This is a genomic window from Candidatus Avedoeria danica, from assembly GCA_016703025.1.
GTDB classification, from domain to species: domain Bacteria; phylum Chloroflexota; class Anaerolineae; order Epilineales; family Epilineaceae; genus Avedoeria; species Avedoeria danica.
Window position 1 is genome coordinate 391,720 of record JADJCV010000005.1, and the last position, 16,587, is coordinate 408,306.

Sequence of the window (16,587 nt, forward strand, 5' to 3'; positions counted from 1 at the left end):
CGGGCACGATGCGCCTCCAGGTTGGGATCGATTGGCGGGCGAACTTGTACCAGCGACGATGCGGATGGACAAGGATGCAGGGTGGACAAGTCGCCGGCCGTCGACGTTTGCGCCGAGCGACGTGCTCGCTGCGTGCCCGAGGACGGCGGCGGCAACGTGGGCCGTCGCCGTCCTCGCGTGACCGAGCGCCGCCGCGTGGCGGCATGCCATTACGCCGCCCGTTCTGCGCCCTGCAGCGGCAGATCGAGCGGATCCTCCGGGTGCGCCGCGTCCCACAGGGCTTTGTAGCCGGCGTCGTCCAAGCCGATGTTCCCGCGGTTGGCGATCTCGCCGACGTAGCGGTCGAGGGCCGCGAGGCCGGTTGCAAGCTCCCGGTCGACGACGATCGCCATATGGATGTGGCCGTCGCGGCGGATCGCGGGGCGGAACCGGCCGATGCCGTCGACCTCGACCGGGACCCCGCTGCGGCCGTACTGCAGCAGGACCTCGTGCAGCTCGCGCAGGACCATGAGCATCTGGCCGTGCTTGAACCCGGTCCGTCCGGCCAGCAGCTGGGCCAGCTCGACGGTGGTGGCCGTACGGCTATAGACGAGCCGCGGGCCGTGGACGTGGAACGCCTCCAAGAACGACGCCATCGTGAGACCTCCTTCAAGGTCGGGTGCCGGCGCGTGCCGGCGATCGGTTCGATGGCGACCAGGGTACGGATTTGCGGGGGGGTGTGAGCGGCGCGCAGCCGTCGCGCGGCCGCTGATTGCCCGACGCTGGGGGGGCGGGAGCGGATCGCTTGGGGGAATCGGCGAGGTCGCTGAAGCGAATCGGGGGAATCACCGGAGGGAATCGGGGGATTCGCTCGAGGGACGCGCGCGAAGGCCCCCAATAGGCGACAACTTAAGGCGAACCATCAATCCGCTGCCCGGCCCCACCCGACCGTGAACGGCCGGGCGGACGGCGGGAACCGCTGCCGCGGGTTACCGTGGCAACTCCAGATCGGATCGTTTTCGCGGCGCGACCTGCGCCCCAGGTGCCGGGGGCGCAGCTGGCTCGGCTGTCGGCACTCCATCCGTCGATGGACTTTCGCCAGCGCCTTCCGCGACGTCGCTCCCCTTCAGATCCCCCTGCCCGAACGTGCTCGTCTCGGTCCCGAGTTCCCCGTAGTGGTTGATCTCGGTCGTCGCGCCTTGGACGCCTCTCCTGCGGCCGATCGTCGTGTGCCCGCTCGAACTCTTCTTGCGAACCTTGCCGGTGATCGGGGCTTCTTTCGCGGGCATGTTCTGCTCTCCTGTCGCATGCCCGCCGACCGCGGACTTCGTAATCGAACCCCCCATCATCTTCACGCGCATCCGGCCGCGGTATCGGCGATCGCCCCGACGCCGTGTCGGCGCCGTCCTACGCGGCGCCGCCAGTGCATTGTTGGGCCGGTTTGACTGGCGCGCGTGCTGACTGGCGCACGCGCAGACGTGCATGCCATCATGCGCCGCAACGCGCGCCGCGTGCGTATCGCGGCGCATGCTCCCATCCCACCACGCACGCAACTGGAGGCCCGCTCGTGATCCGCTCGACCGCCCGCCATCGGACGATGTCCTGCGCCGCTCTATCCGCCCTGGCCCTGGCAGCCGTCGCGGGCTGTGCCGTCAGCCCGGAGAGCGGCGGCACACTCTCACGTGAGGAATTCCTGAAGCAGGGCAACACGATCTGCGCAGAGGGCAACGCGGAGGTCGCCGCCGCAGTGCCCGGAGTCCGAGGTCCCAGGGCCGCCTTCCGGCCCGGAAGGCGAGGCGTTCTTCCAGACGATCGTAACGGTCAGCAAGAAGCAAATGGACGGGGTGGAGGCCCTCAAGGCGCCGGCGGACCTCAAGCCCGAGGTGGACTCCATCCTCAGCGACGCTCGCGCGATCCTGGCCGATATCGAAGCGAAGGGGAGTGAGGAGCTGTTCGCCTCCGAAGAGGATCCATTCGCGGCGGTGAACGAGCGGCTCAAGGCGATCGGGCTCACGGAGTGCGCCGAGGAGCCGGCGGAGTAGGCGCGGCGATCCGGACCGCCCGGCCGGGGCCGGCGGCCAAGGCATCAGGCCGCCGCCTCGGCCGGCGTCGAAGCTCCCGCCGCGCCGGCCGTGTCGTAGGCGCTGAGCGCCCGGTACGCCCGGGTCCGCATCGCCCCGACCGTCACGGCCAGGCCGAGGCAGCCGACGACGACGAACACGAGCCCGAGGCCGCGGTCGGGACCCGTCCCGAACCACGGCCCGAGCTGCGCCACGCCGGCGCCGGTCGTCATGTACGGGATGAACACGAACTCGGCGATCGGGCCGATGAGGAACGCCGTGATCGGCGTGGCGGCCTGCTCGACGCTCTGCGCGAACCCGAACACCCGTCCCTGGCGCTCGGGCGAGACGACCTTCTGGAGGATCGTCTGCTCGGCCGCCTCGGCGACCGGCGCCAGGCTGAGCCAGACGAACATCCCAGCGGTCAGCAGGACGATCGAGGCCCGCAACGGGAAGGCGATGCACGCCGCCCACATGGCGATGTTGGCGGCGAACAGCGCGCGCAGCGGGCGGGCGCCGAGGCCGAACCGCGCCACCGCGATGCCGCCGACGATGAACGCAACGCTCAGCCCACCCCAGAGCGCGCCCCAGACCTGGACCGAGACGAGCAGCAGCCCGTAGGCGTCCATGAGCGCCATGAAGACGCCGCCCAGGAAGTTGTTGAACGTCTGGAAGAAGATGAGGCCGAACAGGCCCGGCACGGCCCGGACGGCCGCGATCGTGCCGCGCAGGTCGATGCCGGGCCGACCGGGCACCTCGGGTACGACCTCGACGGCGGCGTGGATGACAGATGGGTGAATGGCTGGGGGCACGACGTCGCCCGCAGCTGCGTCGGCCGGCGGCACGTCCGGGATCGTCAGGCGGACGAGATCCGCCACGACGAGCGCCGTCAGCCCGATCGCCAGGACGAGCATCCACGTCACGCCGAGGTAGCCGATCGCCAGGCCGCTGAAGATCGATGCGGCCAGGAACGCGACGCCGTTCGCCGTTCCGACGAGGCCGTTCGCCCGGTCGCGCATGTCCGCGGGGACGAGCGTCGTCACGAGCGTCGAGAGCGTGATCCCGCGCAGATTGCCGGCGATCGCCCCGATCAGGGTGCACAGGACGAATGCCCAGAGCGGCCAGTTGGCCGCGCTGCGAAAGGCGGACGGCGGATGGCCGGCGTAGACGCCCGCCGCGACGACATAGAGGGCGAGCGACGCGAGGCTGGAGGCGAGCATCGCCGCCTTCTTGGGATAGCGGTCCACGATCGTCCCGAGCGCGAAGCCGGACAGGGCGACGGTGACGGTGTAGATCCCGGCCATGACGGACGTGGCGATGACGGATCGCGTCTCGAGGTAGACCCAGAACGTGACGGCGAACCAGACGAACGTGTTGACGACCGAGGCGACGAGGGAGTTGGCGAGGATGCGGTGGAAGAGCGACATGGCGGTGCTCGCGGGAGAGGCTGAGAGGGGAGAGGCGGGATGCGAAGCGTGGTGTGAGCGGGCGAAGCGAGGATAGAACGGATGTTCCATGCGGTCAAGCGAATCCAACGTTGTCGCGACCGCACGAAGGGACAATCCTGTGCGAAACGACGCCGCCCATCCGTGCGTAGGTCGTCGGAGTGCACCGCCGCCTTCATCGCCACGAGGACCCCACGATGATCGACCTGCCCCCCCGCCGCTACGGTCCGAACCCCAGTCTGGCGCCGACGACGCGATGGATCGGCATTTTGGCCTTCGTCGCGGGCGCCGTGATGGCCCCTCTCTTCCCTGCGCTCCGATCCCATTCGACAGATCGGCGCCGGGATCTTCACCGTCGTCCTGGTGGGATTGGGCGTCTGGGCGCTCGTTGCGGCGCGCCGAACTGCGCGGTACGGCTTCGAGCACGGTCCGTTCGGCTTCCGGAACCCGAAGCCGAACGCCGAGTGGCGGCCGTGGTCGGTGGTCGATACCGTGCGAGTGAGGCGCGGCGAGGTCGTCCTGCTCGACGACGCCGGGCGGCGGCTGGCCGGGTTCTCCATCGTTGTGGAAGGGTTTCAGAATGCGCTGGACGATGTGCTGGCCGCGTGCCCGTCCGCGGTGCCCGTCCCGCCGCTCCCGGTCACGTTCGACGGACGCGCAGCCAGGGGCGGCCGGATCCGATGGGTTGCCGGCGGGCTGAGCGCCCTCGTGTTCGCGGTCGGCGGCGGGTTGCTCGCATCGTACGGCGGGGACCCCGGCGCCCTCGCGGCCTTCGCGGTCGTGACGATCGGCGTCCTGGCGGGCCTCGCGCCGCTGGCGTACGCGGGCTATCGCAAGTCACGCGATGCGATCATCGAGACGACCGTCGATGCTGCGGGCATCACGATCCGCACTCGGGAGGACGATCGCCGGATCGAGCGTGAGGCGGTCCGCGACGTCCGGGTCGTCTGGGGCGACCCGGACTGGCGGGAGCGGCGGGCGCGGCAGCGGTGGTGGGAGCGGCGGGAGCGGCAGGAGCCGGGCTACCGCGTCGTCGTCCGGGACCGCGCCGCGACGCTCGTGACGATCGCCCCGCCGTCCGTCGACGCGGTGGCGCTGTATGCGGCGGTCAGGGCGATGCGGGCGGCGAACGGCGACAGGTAGGATCAACAGGTAGGAGCACAAGTAACATCGGGTCGTGGCATGCCCGACGACCGCGACACAGGAAGCACCACCATGACGCCCAAGCCCGTAACCCGCTGCCGACCAAGCGCTGGATCGACGTCCCGCCGCAGACGCTCGTCGTCCGCGGCGTGTCCGTCAGCGCGATCGCCTTCGCCGCCATCCTGGCCGCGACGTGGGTCGTCGCCACGACGCTGCAGGCCAAGGGCGCAACCGTCGACCCCTGGACCGTGCTGGGCAACGTATCCGCCGCCGCGGCCGTCTCGATCACGATCGGCGGCGGTCTCCTGCTGTGGGCGCAGCTCGTCCAGTCGCACCGCAAGCGTCGCGGGCGGCGTTCACGGAGGCGTTCATGCTGCTCATGCAGGACGAGCAGATCGAGGCGCGCCGGTGGGTGTACGGCCTGCCGGACGATGTCGCGGCGGCGCATGCCGAGATCATCGAGACCGATGACAACCGCGCCCGGTACAAGCGGGTCGTCAACGCCTGGACTACCTCGGCTTCCTCGTCGCGTTCCATCCCGGCGCGGACGATGAGGTGATCCGGTGGACGAAGCCCGATCGTCCGCAAAACGTGGGCGAAGCTCGGGCCGGTGATCGACGACGAGGCGCGGCGGCGGGAGGAGCCGGACTACGCCGCCGCCCCGCGCTGGCGGCGCGGTGCGCGCCGCAGGATCGGCCGGTGGGGGCGAGGTGGCAGCCGGGAGGTGGGTGGAGGGGGCGTTGTAGTGGGCCGGAAGGTCGATTCGCGACCGGCCCTGAGCGGATCAGATGACCTCCGCTCGATCACCCGTCCCCGATCACGTCCTCGCGCATGTCCGCCACGATGATCTCCGCCAGCTCCTCGGGTGTTTGGCCCGGTGCGAGCGTCAGACCATCCCGCGCTTGTGCGTGGCCAAGAAGTACTTCTCGAAGGCGAGCTTGGCCCAGTGCGCCTCGGGGCCGGGGATCAACCACGCGTGCCCGCGCGGCTCGAGCAGGTGGTCGGAGGTCATGATGATCCCCGTGTTGCCCGCGTCGAGGACGCACTTGGCGTCGATGGCGCCCGGGGAGAGGCTTACCTTGGGGTGGCCCTCGATGTCGGCGACGATGTTGTGGACCACCACCTTCGCCATTTCCTCGAGAGGTAGCCGGTCTTCGGCACGCCGCAAGGGACCTCGGTCGGGCCCGGCGGATCGACCTGCACGGCGACGCCGGCGGCGTAGACCTCGGGGTACTTCTCGGTCTGGTACGTCTCCTTCACCTTCACGAACCCCGCGGCGGTGGTGACGTCGGCGCACGCGCGTACCGCGTCGACGCCGAGGAAAGACGGCGCGAACATCGCGAACGAGGTGCTTGAGCACCTGCCCGTCGGAGAGCTCGACTTCGCCGCGCCGGAACTCCTTCACGCCCACGTTGGTGATGCCGGTGATGTGCAGGTTCGCGAAGAACCACTCCGTCATCTTCGTGCCGGGGCCGAAGCCGCCGATGCCGAAGTGGGCGAGGAAACGGCTCGGCGGTGACGAAGGTGAGCGGCGCCTTGTCGGCGATGCCGTGCTTCTTCAGCTGGTGCGCAAAGTTGAACAGGAATTCGTAGGCGGCGCCGGGAACAGCCAGTGCCTTGCGCGCCGCCGATGACGACAGGGCCGGGGTTCTCCAGGAACGCGTCGAAGGCGACCTTGGCGCGCTCGGCGGCGTCGATCAGAAGATGGACTGAACGTTGCCTTCCTCGGGGTGAAGCCGGGGATCGCGGCGTAGTTGAGCTTCGGGCCGGTGGCGATGACGAGGTAGTCGTACTCGAGCTTCTGGCCCTGCTTCGTCTCCACCCGCTTCTCGGGCAGGTCGAGCAGGACAGCCTCGTCGTGTACGAAGTGCACGCCCTTCTTCTCGAAGACCGGCTGGAGCGGGAACATGATGTCCGCGCGCGTGCGCAGGCCGAACGGCACCCAGATCATGGACGGCATGAACAGGAAGTCCGCCGCCTTCGAGACCACGTTGACGTCGACCTCATCGGCCAGCTTGTTCTTGAGGCTCGATGGCCGCGGTCATCCCGCGAAGCTGCCGCCCAACACCACGATCCTCTTCGACATGCAGAGCCTCCGTTTCTTGAGCGGCTGACCTTACGTTGAACGCAGGGGCGCGCAAGCCCGATTACCTCGGCTTCCTCGTCACCTTCCACCCCGAACGCCGCCACGCCGAGATCACGTACGTGAGTACCCCGGTAGGACTCGAACCTACGCACGCGGTTTAGGAAATCCGTTGGAACGGTTCCATGCCGTGTTGCACCGTGGATGGCGGCGCATCCAGATGAGTGTAGAATTCACTCCTGCGGGGACACGTGCCGCTTGCTGGGGCGGCTAGCAGCGCCGAAAGTGCGGTCACGGACTGCGGTCACAGGTAGCCGTCTGCGACGATCGTTAGGGGCCAGTGCACCGGGGAGAGCATACTGGGAAGTGCGTGTGGCTGCCGCGCCGACGCGTTCGCTCGTGACGTGTAGGTTCACAGCGCTCCCATTCCTCGACTCGCCGCCGCAGCACTCCAGTGCGACGATCCTACCTCTATTGTCGCCTCCAATGCCGCGCCGAGAGGAGGACACTTGGTTTCGTTGATCATCGGCACCGATGCCGCGACGCTTCAGAACTGGCTCGTCCGAGCCACGAGTGATGTTCCTCATAGTACGCAGTGGTGGGTCGACGAGGACAACTTCAGCTTCCATCTCCAAGCCGGAGTGCCGTCTGAACTACCAGGCGGAACTCGAGTTGTCCGACTCGGTTGCATTACCATTCAGCGATTCAGGGAGGGAAATCTTAGGAGTACAGACCCTAAGCTTCAGAATAGCGTTCTATTCGAGTTGACACCGTTGGATCAACAGCGCACTGAGCTCTCGTTTACGTCAGATCTCAGATTCCACGGATATCTCGTATTCGTACTTGCCAAGATGTCCGAGTTGTGGCCTGAGCCCTTCGGTGTGACCCATGGCGGTCCAAGTTCTGAAAGTGACTCACTACTGAAAGCCGCACCGCCAGTTGTTGACCATATTCCTGTGGGCGACACAGGTAGAAGTCCGCGACGGGGACCGAGACCCCTAACGGGCACGCAACGGCGCATCCTTATTGAGTATAGAGAGAGCGGGCTGATTCAGCAGGCCTTTTGTGATAACCACCAGACCGACTCCGCTTATCCCGCTGATCCCCGCACCCTGCGAAACTGGCTGAGGAAGGAAGAGGCGGAAGAGGAGGCACGGTGGGGCGGGTAGGACAGAATCGGAAATAACGGAAACACTTTCCGTCCACAGAGACGTAGTCGCGGTATCCTTCCCAACAGAGGATGCCGCGACTTTATGGCATTGATTCCACGGGAGCGACGACATGGCGACAGACCCGATCCACCAACTAGTGACGCCCGATGAAGCGGCCTACAACTGCGAATCAGTCGATCGCTGGTTTATCTGATGGCGCGACGCGGTGAGCTTCCCTGTGTGCCTATTCGAAGCGCGGTCCGCTTTCGACAGGAGACGCTGAATCAATGGCTAATCGAGCATGAGACAACAGGAGGTAGGCGTGAACCTAATTCAAGTGAAAGGAGCGGACGATGAGATGAAACCTCAGAAATGCGACCCCGACCTATTGAAGTCACCGACGGACGATGTCAGCCTTCGGCGCCAGAGGCCGACTCTGACACCGTGGGGTGCCATCGTCGCACCTTCAGAGACACTCGAACGCATGCGCAACGCGCAGAAGGGTTCACGCCAAACATGAAACTACAAACCAGAACCGACATTCCGATTCGTACGGCCGACTACCTCGCTCGAATTCGATCGTTCGAATTGATCGACGGTCAGTTTGGGCCCCAAGTCAAGTGGGAAATGGCGCTCGGCGACGTCGAGAACGTCGAAGGCGGCACGGAACACGACAAGACCTTGAGCCTGTACACCCAAGACACGGCAAGCCCAAGGAACAAGCTCGGCAAGCTGGCCATTGCTGCCGGATACGACTTCGGAAGCGGCGTTGATTTGGAAACCGAGGACATCGTGGGCCGGGAAGTGACCATCTCAGTCACCGTGGTAACCCGGGACGACAACACCCTGACCAACAAGATCATCGAGGTGCGCCGGCCCACCGGAAGGCCGGGCCAGACGTCGTCCGCAAATGGGCGTCCTGTCACAGGCGGCGATAACGCCGATCTGCCGTTCTAGGCGGCTCGGCGATGACGCACCCATCAGATGAAGCCCTCAACGTGGCCGACGACCTCGCCGACGCGGGCGCGTTCGCGACCACCGTGATCAAGGCGGCGCGGTTCGCACAGCTGTCGCCAGAGACCGTCTACGCACTGGGCGCGGCGGCCGCGGTGGTCGAGCAGCACCGCTTCGGCTTCATGCCGCAGAGCGGCACGACCGGAGCGCTGGCGGTCGCGCTCGGCGCGTTCGTCACGGCGATGCGCGAACGGGCGCGAGCTGAACGGTCAGCGGCATAGACGACCCGCGGTTCTCATAGAGCGCGGGTGGCCCCGTGGGGCGCCGGCCGCGCTCTGAGGACCGACGATACATAAGGACAGGCACCATGACGACGCTCGGAAACGGTAACGGGACGCGGCTGGGACCGGTCAACCTTCAACGCCTAGCCGCCGACATCACGGCCGAGGTGGAGCGTCGCGGTGGTAGAAAGGTCGGTGGCGAGTGGGAGTTCCTGTGCCCGGCGCCGGAACACGACGACGCGGATCCATCGGGCAACTGGAAGCCGGACAAGTCGGGCGGCGTTTGGTGTTGCCGCTCGATGGGCTGCGAAAAGCAACACGGTGGCGGCAAGGCGATCGACCTGGCACGGCTGTTCAAGTTCGACGTCGACGGGTACCGCGAACCGGCGGAGTACTCGGCTCGCGTTGACCCTCCCGAGATCGCCGATTTCGCAAGAGAGCGTGGCCTCGACCCGGCCGTACTGGCGGACGTGTGGGGGGTAAGGGCAGTCGGCGGCAAGCGACCGGCACTCCGCTATCCCACCGATCTGGGCGTTGACCGACTCAAATTCCTTGACGGGGCCAAGCGAAAATACACGTGGGTGGAGAGAGGCAAGGGGCACGCCCACTGGTACGGGATGGAGCGGGCCATCGCCCTGCTCCGCACGACCGGTACCGGACCGGCAAACCTCTACGTCGTAAACGGCGAGCCGTCCGTGTGGGCCGCCGACTCTCACAGAGTGCCTGCCGTGTGTCTGGCCTGCGGGGAGGGTGCGTCCGGTGCCGCTGCCCGCCTTGCCCCCGAACTGATCGCCGCGATCAAGGAACTGGCACCACCCATCGCGGTCTGCGTCGTATTCGACGTCGACACACCGGGTCACACTGGCGGGCCAGCGGTGGCCGCCGCGCTCGCCCGGTCGGGCCTTGAGGCTCACGCGCTCGACCTATCGGCTTGCGAAGTGTCACTTCCCGCCGACGGCGACGTCGGAGACCTTGCCGTTGCTGTTGGAGACCGGCTCGGCTCCGTGCTTGCTCAACTCCCCTTTGTTCCCGTGCTGCCGGGGCGCGCGGACGATGGGGAGGGTCATGAGGACACGACCTCTGACGGCAACCCCGATGACGGGAAGGCGGCGCGGGTCTCGGACACAACGCGCCTCGTCGAATTGGTGGTGGCAACGGGGGCTGAGCTGTTCCACACGCCCGATAACGAGTCATTCGCCACGGTTCAGATCGACGGTCATGGCCGGACGCTCAAGCTGTCGTCGAGGCAATTCGGGTTGTGGTTATCCAGGGCGTTCTTCGACTCCGTGGGACGTGCCCCAGGGGAGACGGCACTGAGAGGTGCTGCTCAAACGCTGGAGGGGCGAGCCCTCTACGAAGGCCTAGCAGTCCCGGTTCACGTTCGCGTAGCCGGAGCCGGCTCGCACGTCTACGTCGACCTCGGCTCTCCCGACGGGCGCGCGGTCGAGCTGGGACCCGACGACTGGAAGGTCGTGGACGAGCCGCCGGTGCGCTTCTGGCGGCCGCATGGCACGCTGCCGCTTCCTGAACCGTTGCGCGGCGGGAACGTCGACGAGCTGTGGGGCTTTCTGAACGTTGCCGAGGCCGACCGCCCGCTGGTGCTGGGCTGGATCGTGTTCGCCAATCGGCCCACGGGGCCGTACCCCGTCTTGATCTTCAGCGGCGAGCAAGGCAGCGGAAAGTCGACGGCATCAAGGGTCGTTCGAGCGCTTCTGGACCCGAACATGGCGCCGATTCGCGCCGAACCTCGCGACCATCGCGACCTAGTGATCGCGGCCGCGAACTCCTGGGCGCTCGCGTTCGACAACCTCAGTGGCGTTCATCCCTGGCTATCGGACGCGCTGTGCCGGCTGGCCACCGGCGGCGGCTACGCAACGCGCACAAACTACACCAACACCGACGAAACGATTATCAACGTCCAGCGCCCGGTGATCTTGAACGGGATCTCCGACCTCGCCACGCGCTCCGACTTGTTGGACCGGGCGATCCTGATCAACTTGCCCCGAATCACCGAGACCTCGCGCGAGACCGAGTCGGTCTTCTGGCAGCGGTTCCAGGAGCGATTGCCCTACATTCTGGGCGCACTTCTGGACGCCTTCAGCACCGCCTTGCGTCGGATGCCCGAGGTGCGGCTGCCGAGTCGCCCTCGCATGGCCGACTTCGCCGAGTTTGCCACTGCCGCCGAGCCGGGGCTGGGTCTAGCCGACGGGGCGTTCATCGCCGCCTATGAGGGCAATCGCATGGTCGCCCACGAGACGGCGCTCGACGGCTCGCCGGTCGCGCAGGTGCTGCTCGCCTACCTGGACGCGGTCGGGCCAACCGGGATTGACGCGGAACCTGGTCACCTACTGAACGCACTCGATGCCCGGCGAGGGATCGGTCGGGCGCCGCAGGGTTGGCAGTCAAGTCCACGCGGCCGCAGTGGCATCCTGTCCCGATTGGCGCCGAACTTCCGCGCCATCGGTATAGAGGTGGCCGTCGGTGAGGCGGCGCGCCGTACGCACGGAGGACGACGACGCATCCTCGTCAACAGGATCGTCGATGCAACCGTCACCACCGTCACCAACGCCACCCCACAGCCTTTTCAGCCTGAACTCAGGCTCGTCGCGCCGCAACCCGTGGACGACAACCGCCACCCGGATGAGATTGACCGTCACCAACCGTCACCGCTCTCGCGAGATGTTGAACTGAACGGTGACCATGGTGGCGGTGGTGACGGTGCCAACCCAGTTCCTGATCTCGCCTGGGTTCCTCCAGATGCGCACCTCGGGGCGGCGGGCGACCTGGAGTCAGCGCTGCCATGACCACGCTTGACGGACGGGCTGAGGCCAGGAATCTGATCGCCGCGCTGCGGTCCATCGGCGTGCGGTTCACGGTCGATCTCGACACGCGGAAGTGCAGCGTCGTGGCGCCGGACGGCGCTCTGACACCCGATCACTGGTCGGAGCTGAAGAGGCTGTCGGCTGCGGTGCGGGCGGAGCTCTGCGCCGAGGTGGACGACGTCGCGACAATTCTTCGAGCGGCGGGACTGCCATCGTCCGTGAAAGCGACGGTGCATCCCAACGCAGCTCGAGACGTGACTCGCCCGGTGGCCTACGACTTGGATCGGTGGTTGGCCACGGAAGCGCCGCCGCCAGATCCATGGACATGCGGCTGCGGAATCGAACGCGCTGACCGGGCGTGCTGGTACTGCGGAGAGGAGCGAGGTCGCCGGCCGTCAGATCACGGCACGGCGCCCGACGCGCGGCACGACGAGCCGTCCGGCCAAGAGTCGAAATAGGTTCATGGGAGTCCTCGAAAGGAAGAACTGATGGGCATCAGGAAGCCACCAGGTACGACGAAGCGCCCGCCGGATGGGCGCAAGAAGCTCTCCACCAAGCGCCCCCGGCCCGTGCCGCCGGGCCACATCGCTCCCCTGCCGCCACGCGAGCGCAGGCTGGACAGCCCTCCAGGGCCCGACGAGGACTTCCCCGAGGTACCGCCGGGCCAGGACATCCTTCAGGCACCGGACGACGCGTTGATCGCGCGGCTACTCACGATAATCGGAACGATTAAGCCCGGGCAGAGCCTGTACGAGGCGCTGGATTTGGACTCCCTCGTCCACCTTGGCTGGCTGCGACGCGGCCAGGCAGAGATTGACCGAGTCGCGGCGGCGCCGGCACGGCGTCACATCCGAGCGAGCGAGCGGCCGTACGTCCGATGGGCGCGCTTGTGCGGCGGTCTGCCGACTTCAGCCGCCGCCCTCGTCGGCGAGAACCCCAGCGGGGCCGACTGGCCGCGCCACCGGCTTCGACTCCATCCGCTGACGGCCGATGCCTACTTAGCGGCGCTGGCAGAGGGAATCAGCCACGGTGGCGCCGCCGGACGAGCCGGCGTGCACCCGGACACCGTGACGCGCTGGCTCGAGAAGGGGCGGGCCGCGATCGAGCGAGCCGAGGCGGGCGAGGACCTCGATGCCGACAGCGAGCGTTACGCGGTGTTCGTCACACGCACGTGGCGCGTCTTGTCTGATCTGGAGGTCGAGATGGTCGCGTCCATCAGGCTGGGCGCCCGTGGATGGGTGGACGAGAAGGGGGCCTACGTCACCGATCGGAACGGCCGGCCGGTGATGGTCCCCGATTGGCGGGCCGCGCTCGAATACTTGAAGTACCGCCGAGGGCGAGACTGGCGGCTGACGGATGCCGCTGGCGACGAAAGCAGCGCGGCGGTGCAGGCGGCGAGGTCTGGCAAGCCGATGCAAGTCGTGGTACATCACAGCGCCACAGCTCTCTCGGACGGCCCCATCGACATCGAGCGCTACACGGTGGCTGCTGATCAACCCGTCCCTCGGCGGGCTCTGACGGACGGCGTTCCGGAGCGCGACTACGTTGTGGAGGTTACAGAGGGGGAAGGACCGGTAGCAGGACATGGGGAGCATGTTGAGGAGATCGGCGGATGATCGGGCGACCGATTGAGAGCGACGACTACGTGCTGATGGGGATGATGGCCGAGTACTGCTTCGTCATCGAGGCAAGGAAGGCCGGCTTCGCGTGCCCTGGCATGGTCCTGGAACGCCGCTTCTATTTCGATGGCGACCTAGACTTCACCATGAACGGAAAGCGGATCGCCGTGAAGGCGAAGCCGACGGGCGACGCATCTCTACGTCGCGGCGGGCCCGATGCACGCGGACGTCTATGTCCTGGCGCGCTATTTCTCCGAGAGGCGGTTTTGCCTCCTCGGCTGGACCACGGCCGCTGACCTGTGCGCCTAATGCCGGACGAGAGTCCGGCAGGCGTCCTTTCTCACGCGATGACGGTGGAGGACCTACGGCCCATGGTAGATCTGTGGGCCCTGTTGAGGGACACGGACATCGCGACGGGGGCGGAACGTGCGTGTAGTCTGTAGCCGGGCACGAGGACACGGAGGGTAGGAGATGTGGTGATGAACCGTCACCCGCGCCACCATAGCCTCCTCGACAGAGTGGGGCGATGGCGATCGAGCCGATATGACCGTCACCCGTGACAGGGCTACCGTCACCGGGCATGGGGCAAGCGTCACCACTTGCGAGCCGGCGACGGGCCAGCGGTGGCGATGGTGACGGTGGTGTCGGTCTCGCTCACTGACTCTGTGTTCTTCGCGTCGGGCGTCAGGCTCGTCGGCGACGACCAGCATCACGTATCAGCCGTGATTCCAGCCCGCCCTGCCGATGGATCCGAAGAAAGCTGAGCGCGAGCCACGTGCGGGCGTGCAAGCGTATTGACAGACCGGCCCAGTCCTGCCATATATTCCTCTATCGGGGGCAGCTTCTTCCTTGTCGATCGCCCCGGCACCAACCGCGTACACGAGGAGCGATCCCACTTATGCTCACCAAGCTCACCGCCGCGCAGCTTGCCGCCCGCCCCGACTACGTCCTGGCGCTGCAGGGCCTAGCCGTTGGAGAAGGCGGCATGGCCACCACCGCCGGAGAGGACACGAGCAAGATCACGATCAAGAATCGCCTCACGGCAGCTGCCCAAGCCGCGAGCGTCTCGATCAAGTTCCATCGCTCGGACGACAAGACGGTCATATTCGAGGTGGTGGGTCCGGGAAACCGAGCCGGTAACGAAGGCCCCCTACACGGGCAAGCCGCGCGGCCGGAAGCCGAAGACGGCGGCGTAGCGGGCAGCATCGGCGTCTGACGCCGTCTTAGGCGCACATCGTGACAGAGCTTGCAACCGGGTTTCCCTGGCGGCGCAACTTTTGGGGAGAGTTCATCGTATACGATTATTGACTCCTGCTCGTGAGTGGACGGCGAGGAGCGCAACTCTACTGCGCGAGACTTCGCACACAGGTCGTTCAGGCACAATCTGGCGCAGGGCGGAGGATACCTATGGATCTTGTAGTGGGAGTTGCGATACCATTGGGAACATTTGTCTTAGGCGTGATTGTCACAGGAATGATTAGCCAAAGTCAACGCCGGCATGAGGTCATCCAACAGCAGTCTCATGCAGCACTACAATTGATAAATGCGTGGTATAATCAACTGCACGAATTCTATGATCGTATGGAGCGAGGCCTACTTGAGAACATTACACAAGAGATTCACAGCTATTCAAGCAATCGAGTCATTCTTCCTCAACTGACTTATTCCCTCGACATACTTCGCGAACACCGATCTTGCGCCGCCTTCGTTCAAGAGGCAGATGCATTCTTGGCGCTCGTGACTGAGAAAGACGTGAATTTCGCTCTATACATGGGGATGTGTCATTGTGCAATCGACCAAGTGATCTAATAGCGCTACGGCCTGCCGCGATCACAGACACGAGCATGAATCCGACCGCGCCATCCCGCCGTGCACGCCAAGGGCGTCATGAGCAGTCATTGCCGGTTAGCGAGGCAAATCAAGTCATCCAATATTCGACAGTCCTTGGGCGGGATTATCTCGATACGCTGTTCAGGCCGTTCGATCCCGAAACGAGACTAAGGGTCCTCGATATTCAGCTCCAGAGAGGGTTAGTACGGCGGCAGCGAAGCTTCACAAGCGATAGCTCCTACTGTGCGGTAAATGCCTGCTATTCGCAAGGCTCGGGACCCGTCTTAGCCGTTTCAATCCACGCGAGACGATTCGCTAGATTCCCTCCACGTCGAAGATGCCGCGCCGCTCGACACCGGAACTCACCATCCTCAGGTGAGGGGCTTCTGATATCAGCAGGTTGTCAAGCCGGATGTACGCCTTATCCCGAGCAAAGTAATACGTCCATTGGTTGGCCACGTTCGGGAACTGTAGTGCCAGCGCTTAGTGTAGATCCGGCATTGCGGTGAGGGGCAAGGAGTCTCCCTTTCAACCAGCCCGACGCCTGAGATACTCATACAGCGTCGGCTTGGCGATCCCCACCAGCCGGCAGATCTCCGCGATCGGTCGCTTTCGCTCGTCATAGAGATCGTAGAGAAGTTTTACCTTGGCCTCGTCGAGCTTCATCGGCCGCCCACCCTGCTTACCTCGAGCTCGAGCAGCCGCCAGGCCGGCCATCGTCCGCTCCCGGATCAGATTGCGCTCGAACTCTGCCAACGCTCCGAAAATCTGAAACACGAGGCGGCCACTGCTGCTGCTGGTGTCGATCGCCTCTTGTAGGCTCTTGAGCCCGATCCCACGATCCTCAAGCGACCCGACTACCTCGATGAGATTCTTGAGCGAGCGCCCCAAGCGATCCAGACGCCACACCACCAGCGTGTCCCCCTCGCGGGCGAAGGCAATCGCCTCCGCAAGCCCTGGTCGCTGTGCAACCGCGCCGCTCAGCCGATCCTCGAAGATCCGATCGCACCCCGCCTTCGTGAGTGCGTCGACCTGGAGATCGAGATTCTGGTCCTCGGTCGAGACCCGCGCGTATCCAATTAACATATGTATGCCCTTGGGATCCCCGCGCCGTCTGAGAAGTCAGCCGCGCGAGATAATTTCTAACTTTGATAATCTTAACGCCTTGCCTAACCGGCTGTCAAGGAGCAAACGACAGAGCGACCGGCGATCTCGGGGCG

The 16,587-nt window shown here is 65.8% G+C and carries 18 protein-coding genes; 11 read left to right on the top strand and 7 right to left on the bottom strand.

Annotated features, from left to right (window positions below; translation table 11 throughout):
• Nucleotides 1-209: 209 nt before the first annotated feature.
• Nucleotides 210-635: a hypothetical protein gene (locus tag IPG72_16090; GenBank protein ID MBK6770500.1), complete on the bottom strand. Its 426-nt coding sequence runs from the start codon at nucleotides 633-635 to the stop codon at nucleotides 210-212.
• 333 nt (nucleotides 636-968) lie between these two features.
• Nucleotides 969-1,508 (bottom strand): hypothetical protein, encoded by a 540-nt coding sequence (locus tag IPG72_16095; protein MBK6770501.1) that lies wholly within the window; start codon nucleotides 1,506-1,508, stop codon nucleotides 969-971.
• 315 nt (nucleotides 1,509-1,823) lie between these two features.
• Here IPG72_16095 and IPG72_16100 point away from each other — a divergent pair, with 315 nt between their 5' ends.
• Nucleotides 1,824-2,021, top strand: a complete 198-nt coding sequence (locus tag IPG72_16100; protein MBK6770502.1) for a hypothetical protein — start codon at nucleotides 1,824-1,826, stop codon at nucleotides 2,019-2,021.
• Nucleotides 2,022-2,065: 44 nt separating this feature from the next.
• On the opposite strand, the gene IPG72_16105 is transcribed toward IPG72_16100, so the two are convergent.
• Entirely contained in the window at nucleotides 2,066-3,466 is a 1,401-nt protein-coding gene (locus IPG72_16105; GenBank protein ID MBK6770503.1) for an MFS transporter, read from the bottom strand.
• Between the two features lie 381 nt (nucleotides 3,467-3,847).
• Here IPG72_16105 and IPG72_16110 point away from each other — a divergent pair, with 381 nt between their 5' ends.
• Both IPG72_16110 and IPG72_16115 read left to right on the top strand, forming a co-directional pair.
• Nucleotides 3,848-4,627, top strand: a complete 780-nt coding sequence (locus IPG72_16110; protein ID MBK6770504.1) for a hypothetical protein — start codon at nucleotides 3,848-3,850, stop codon at nucleotides 4,625-4,627.
• A gap of 370 nt (nucleotides 4,628-4,997) precedes the next feature.
• The gene (locus IPG72_16115; GenBank protein ID MBK6770505.1) at nucleotides 4,998-5,186 is read left to right on the top strand and encodes a hypothetical protein; all 189 of its coding nucleotides are present in this window, start codon (nucleotides 4,998-5,000) and stop codon (nucleotides 5,184-5,186) included.
• Between the two features lie 327 nt (nucleotides 5,187-5,513).
• On the opposite strand, the gene IPG72_16120 is transcribed toward IPG72_16115, so the two are convergent.
• From IPG72_16120 to IPG72_16130, 3 genes are all read right to left on the bottom strand, one after another.
• A complete protein-coding gene (locus IPG72_16120) occupies nucleotides 5,514-5,747 on the bottom strand; it encodes a hypothetical protein (protein ID MBK6770506.1) in 234 nt (77 codons plus the stop codon).
• Nucleotides 5,702-5,965: a hypothetical protein gene (locus IPG72_16125; protein MBK6770507.1), complete on the bottom strand. Its 264-nt coding sequence runs from the start codon at nucleotides 5,963-5,965 to the stop codon at nucleotides 5,702-5,704. Before IPG72_16125 ends, IPG72_16120 begins: the two co-directional genes overlap by 46 nt.
• 220 nt (nucleotides 5,966-6,185) lie before the next feature.
• A complete protein-coding gene (locus tag IPG72_16130; GenBank protein ID MBK6770508.1) occupies nucleotides 6,186-6,617 on the bottom strand; it encodes a hypothetical protein in 432 nt (143 codons plus the stop codon).
• 1,457 nt (nucleotides 6,618-8,074) lie between these two features.
• Between IPG72_16130 and IPG72_16135 the strand changes: the two genes are divergently transcribed.
• The 8 genes from IPG72_16135 to IPG72_16170 all read left to right on the top strand — a co-directional run bounded on the left by IPG72_16135 (nucleotide 8,075) and on the right by IPG72_16170 (nucleotide 14,753).
• Nucleotides 8,075-8,218: a hypothetical protein gene (locus tag IPG72_16135; GenBank protein MBK6770509.1), complete on the top strand. Its 144-nt coding sequence runs from the start codon at nucleotides 8,075-8,077 to the stop codon at nucleotides 8,216-8,218.
• Between the two features lie 159 nt (nucleotides 8,219-8,377).
• Nucleotides 8,378-8,818 (top strand): hypothetical protein, encoded by a 441-nt coding sequence (locus tag IPG72_16140; GenBank protein MBK6770510.1) that lies wholly within the window; start codon nucleotides 8,378-8,380, stop codon nucleotides 8,816-8,818.
• Nucleotides 8,819-8,829: 11 nt separating this feature from the next.
• A complete protein-coding gene (locus IPG72_16145) occupies nucleotides 8,830-9,096 on the top strand; it encodes a hypothetical protein (GenBank protein MBK6770511.1) in 267 nt (88 codons plus the stop codon).
• Between the two features lie 86 nt (nucleotides 9,097-9,182).
• Nucleotides 9,183-11,900, top strand: coding sequence for a hypothetical protein (locus tag IPG72_16150; protein MBK6770512.1), 2,718 nt, complete (start codon nucleotides 9,183-9,185; stop codon nucleotides 11,898-11,900).
• Complete coding sequence (locus IPG72_16155) at nucleotides 11,897-12,376, top strand: hypothetical protein (protein MBK6770513.1); 480 nt, start codon at nucleotides 11,897-11,899, stop codon at nucleotides 12,374-12,376. Before IPG72_16150 ends, IPG72_16155 begins: the two co-directional genes overlap by 4 nt.
• 30 nt (nucleotides 12,377-12,406) lie before the next feature.
• Nucleotides 12,407-13,534, top strand: coding sequence for a hypothetical protein (locus tag IPG72_16160; GenBank protein MBK6770514.1), 1,128 nt, complete (start codon nucleotides 12,407-12,409; stop codon nucleotides 13,532-13,534).
• Nucleotides 13,531-13,833 carry a hypothetical protein gene (locus IPG72_16165; GenBank protein ID MBK6770515.1) on the top strand — a complete coding sequence of 101 codons (303 nt, stop codon included), beginning with the start codon at nucleotides 13,531-13,533 and terminating at the stop codon, nucleotides 13,831-13,833. The genes IPG72_16160 and IPG72_16165 overlap by 4 nt, the downstream gene beginning before the upstream one ends.
• Before the next feature lie 602 nt (nucleotides 13,834-14,435).
• Nucleotides 14,436-14,753: a hypothetical protein gene (locus tag IPG72_16170; protein ID MBK6770516.1), complete on the top strand. Its 318-nt coding sequence runs from the start codon at nucleotides 14,436-14,438 to the stop codon at nucleotides 14,751-14,753.
• A gap of 1,142 nt (nucleotides 14,754-15,895) precedes the next feature.
• Here the strand turns inward: IPG72_16170 and IPG72_16175 are convergent.
• A complete protein-coding gene (locus IPG72_16175) occupies nucleotides 15,896-16,453 on the bottom strand; it encodes a recombinase family protein (protein ID MBK6770517.1) in 558 nt (185 codons plus the stop codon).
• Between the last annotated feature and the right edge of the window lie 134 nt (nucleotides 16,454-16,587).

Excerpts from the sequence above, each read along its gene's own strand:
- IPG72_16090 (MBK6770500.1), bottom strand. The coding sequence starts at position 635 with ATGGCGTCGTTCTTGGAGGCGTTCCACGTCCACGGCCCGCGGCTCGTC.
- IPG72_16095 (MBK6770501.1), bottom strand. The coding sequence starts at position 1,508 with ATGCGCCGCGATACGCACGCGGCGCGCGTTGCGGCGCATGATGGCATG.
- IPG72_16105 (MBK6770503.1), bottom strand. The coding sequence starts at position 3,466 with ATGTCGCTCTTCCACCGCATCCTCGCCAACTCCCTCGTCGCCTCGGTC.
- IPG72_16115 (MBK6770505.1), top strand. The coding sequence starts at position 4,998 with ATGCTGCTCATGCAGGACGAGCAGATCGAGGCGCGCCGGTGGGTGTAC.
- IPG72_16125 (MBK6770507.1), bottom strand. The coding sequence starts at position 5,965 with ATGTTCGCGCCGTCTTTCCTCGGCGTCGACGCGGTACGCGCGTGCGCC.
- IPG72_16135 (MBK6770509.1), top strand. The coding sequence starts at position 8,075 with ATGGCGCGACGCGGTGAGCTTCCCTGTGTGCCTATTCGAAGCGCGGTC.
- IPG72_16140 (MBK6770510.1), top strand. The coding sequence starts at position 8,378 with ATGAAACTACAAACCAGAACCGACATTCCGATTCGTACGGCCGACTAC.
- IPG72_16145 (MBK6770511.1), top strand. The coding sequence starts at position 8,830 with ATGACGCACCCATCAGATGAAGCCCTCAACGTGGCCGACGACCTCGCC.
- IPG72_16150 (MBK6770512.1), top strand. The coding sequence starts at position 9,183 with ATGACGACGCTCGGAAACGGTAACGGGACGCGGCTGGGACCGGTCAAC.
- IPG72_16155 (MBK6770513.1), top strand. The coding sequence starts at position 11,897 with ATGACCACGCTTGACGGACGGGCTGAGGCCAGGAATCTGATCGCCGCG.
- IPG72_16160 (MBK6770514.1), top strand. The coding sequence starts at position 12,407 with ATGGGCATCAGGAAGCCACCAGGTACGACGAAGCGCCCGCCGGATGGG.
- IPG72_16165 (MBK6770515.1), top strand. The coding sequence starts at position 13,531 with ATGATCGGGCGACCGATTGAGAGCGACGACTACGTGCTGATGGGGATG.
- IPG72_16170 (MBK6770516.1), top strand. The coding sequence starts at position 14,436 with ATGCTCACCAAGCTCACCGCCGCGCAGCTTGCCGCCCGCCCCGACTAC.
- IPG72_16175 (MBK6770517.1), bottom strand. The coding sequence starts at position 16,453 with ATGTTAATTGGATACGCGCGGGTCTCGACCGAGGACCAGAATCTCGAT.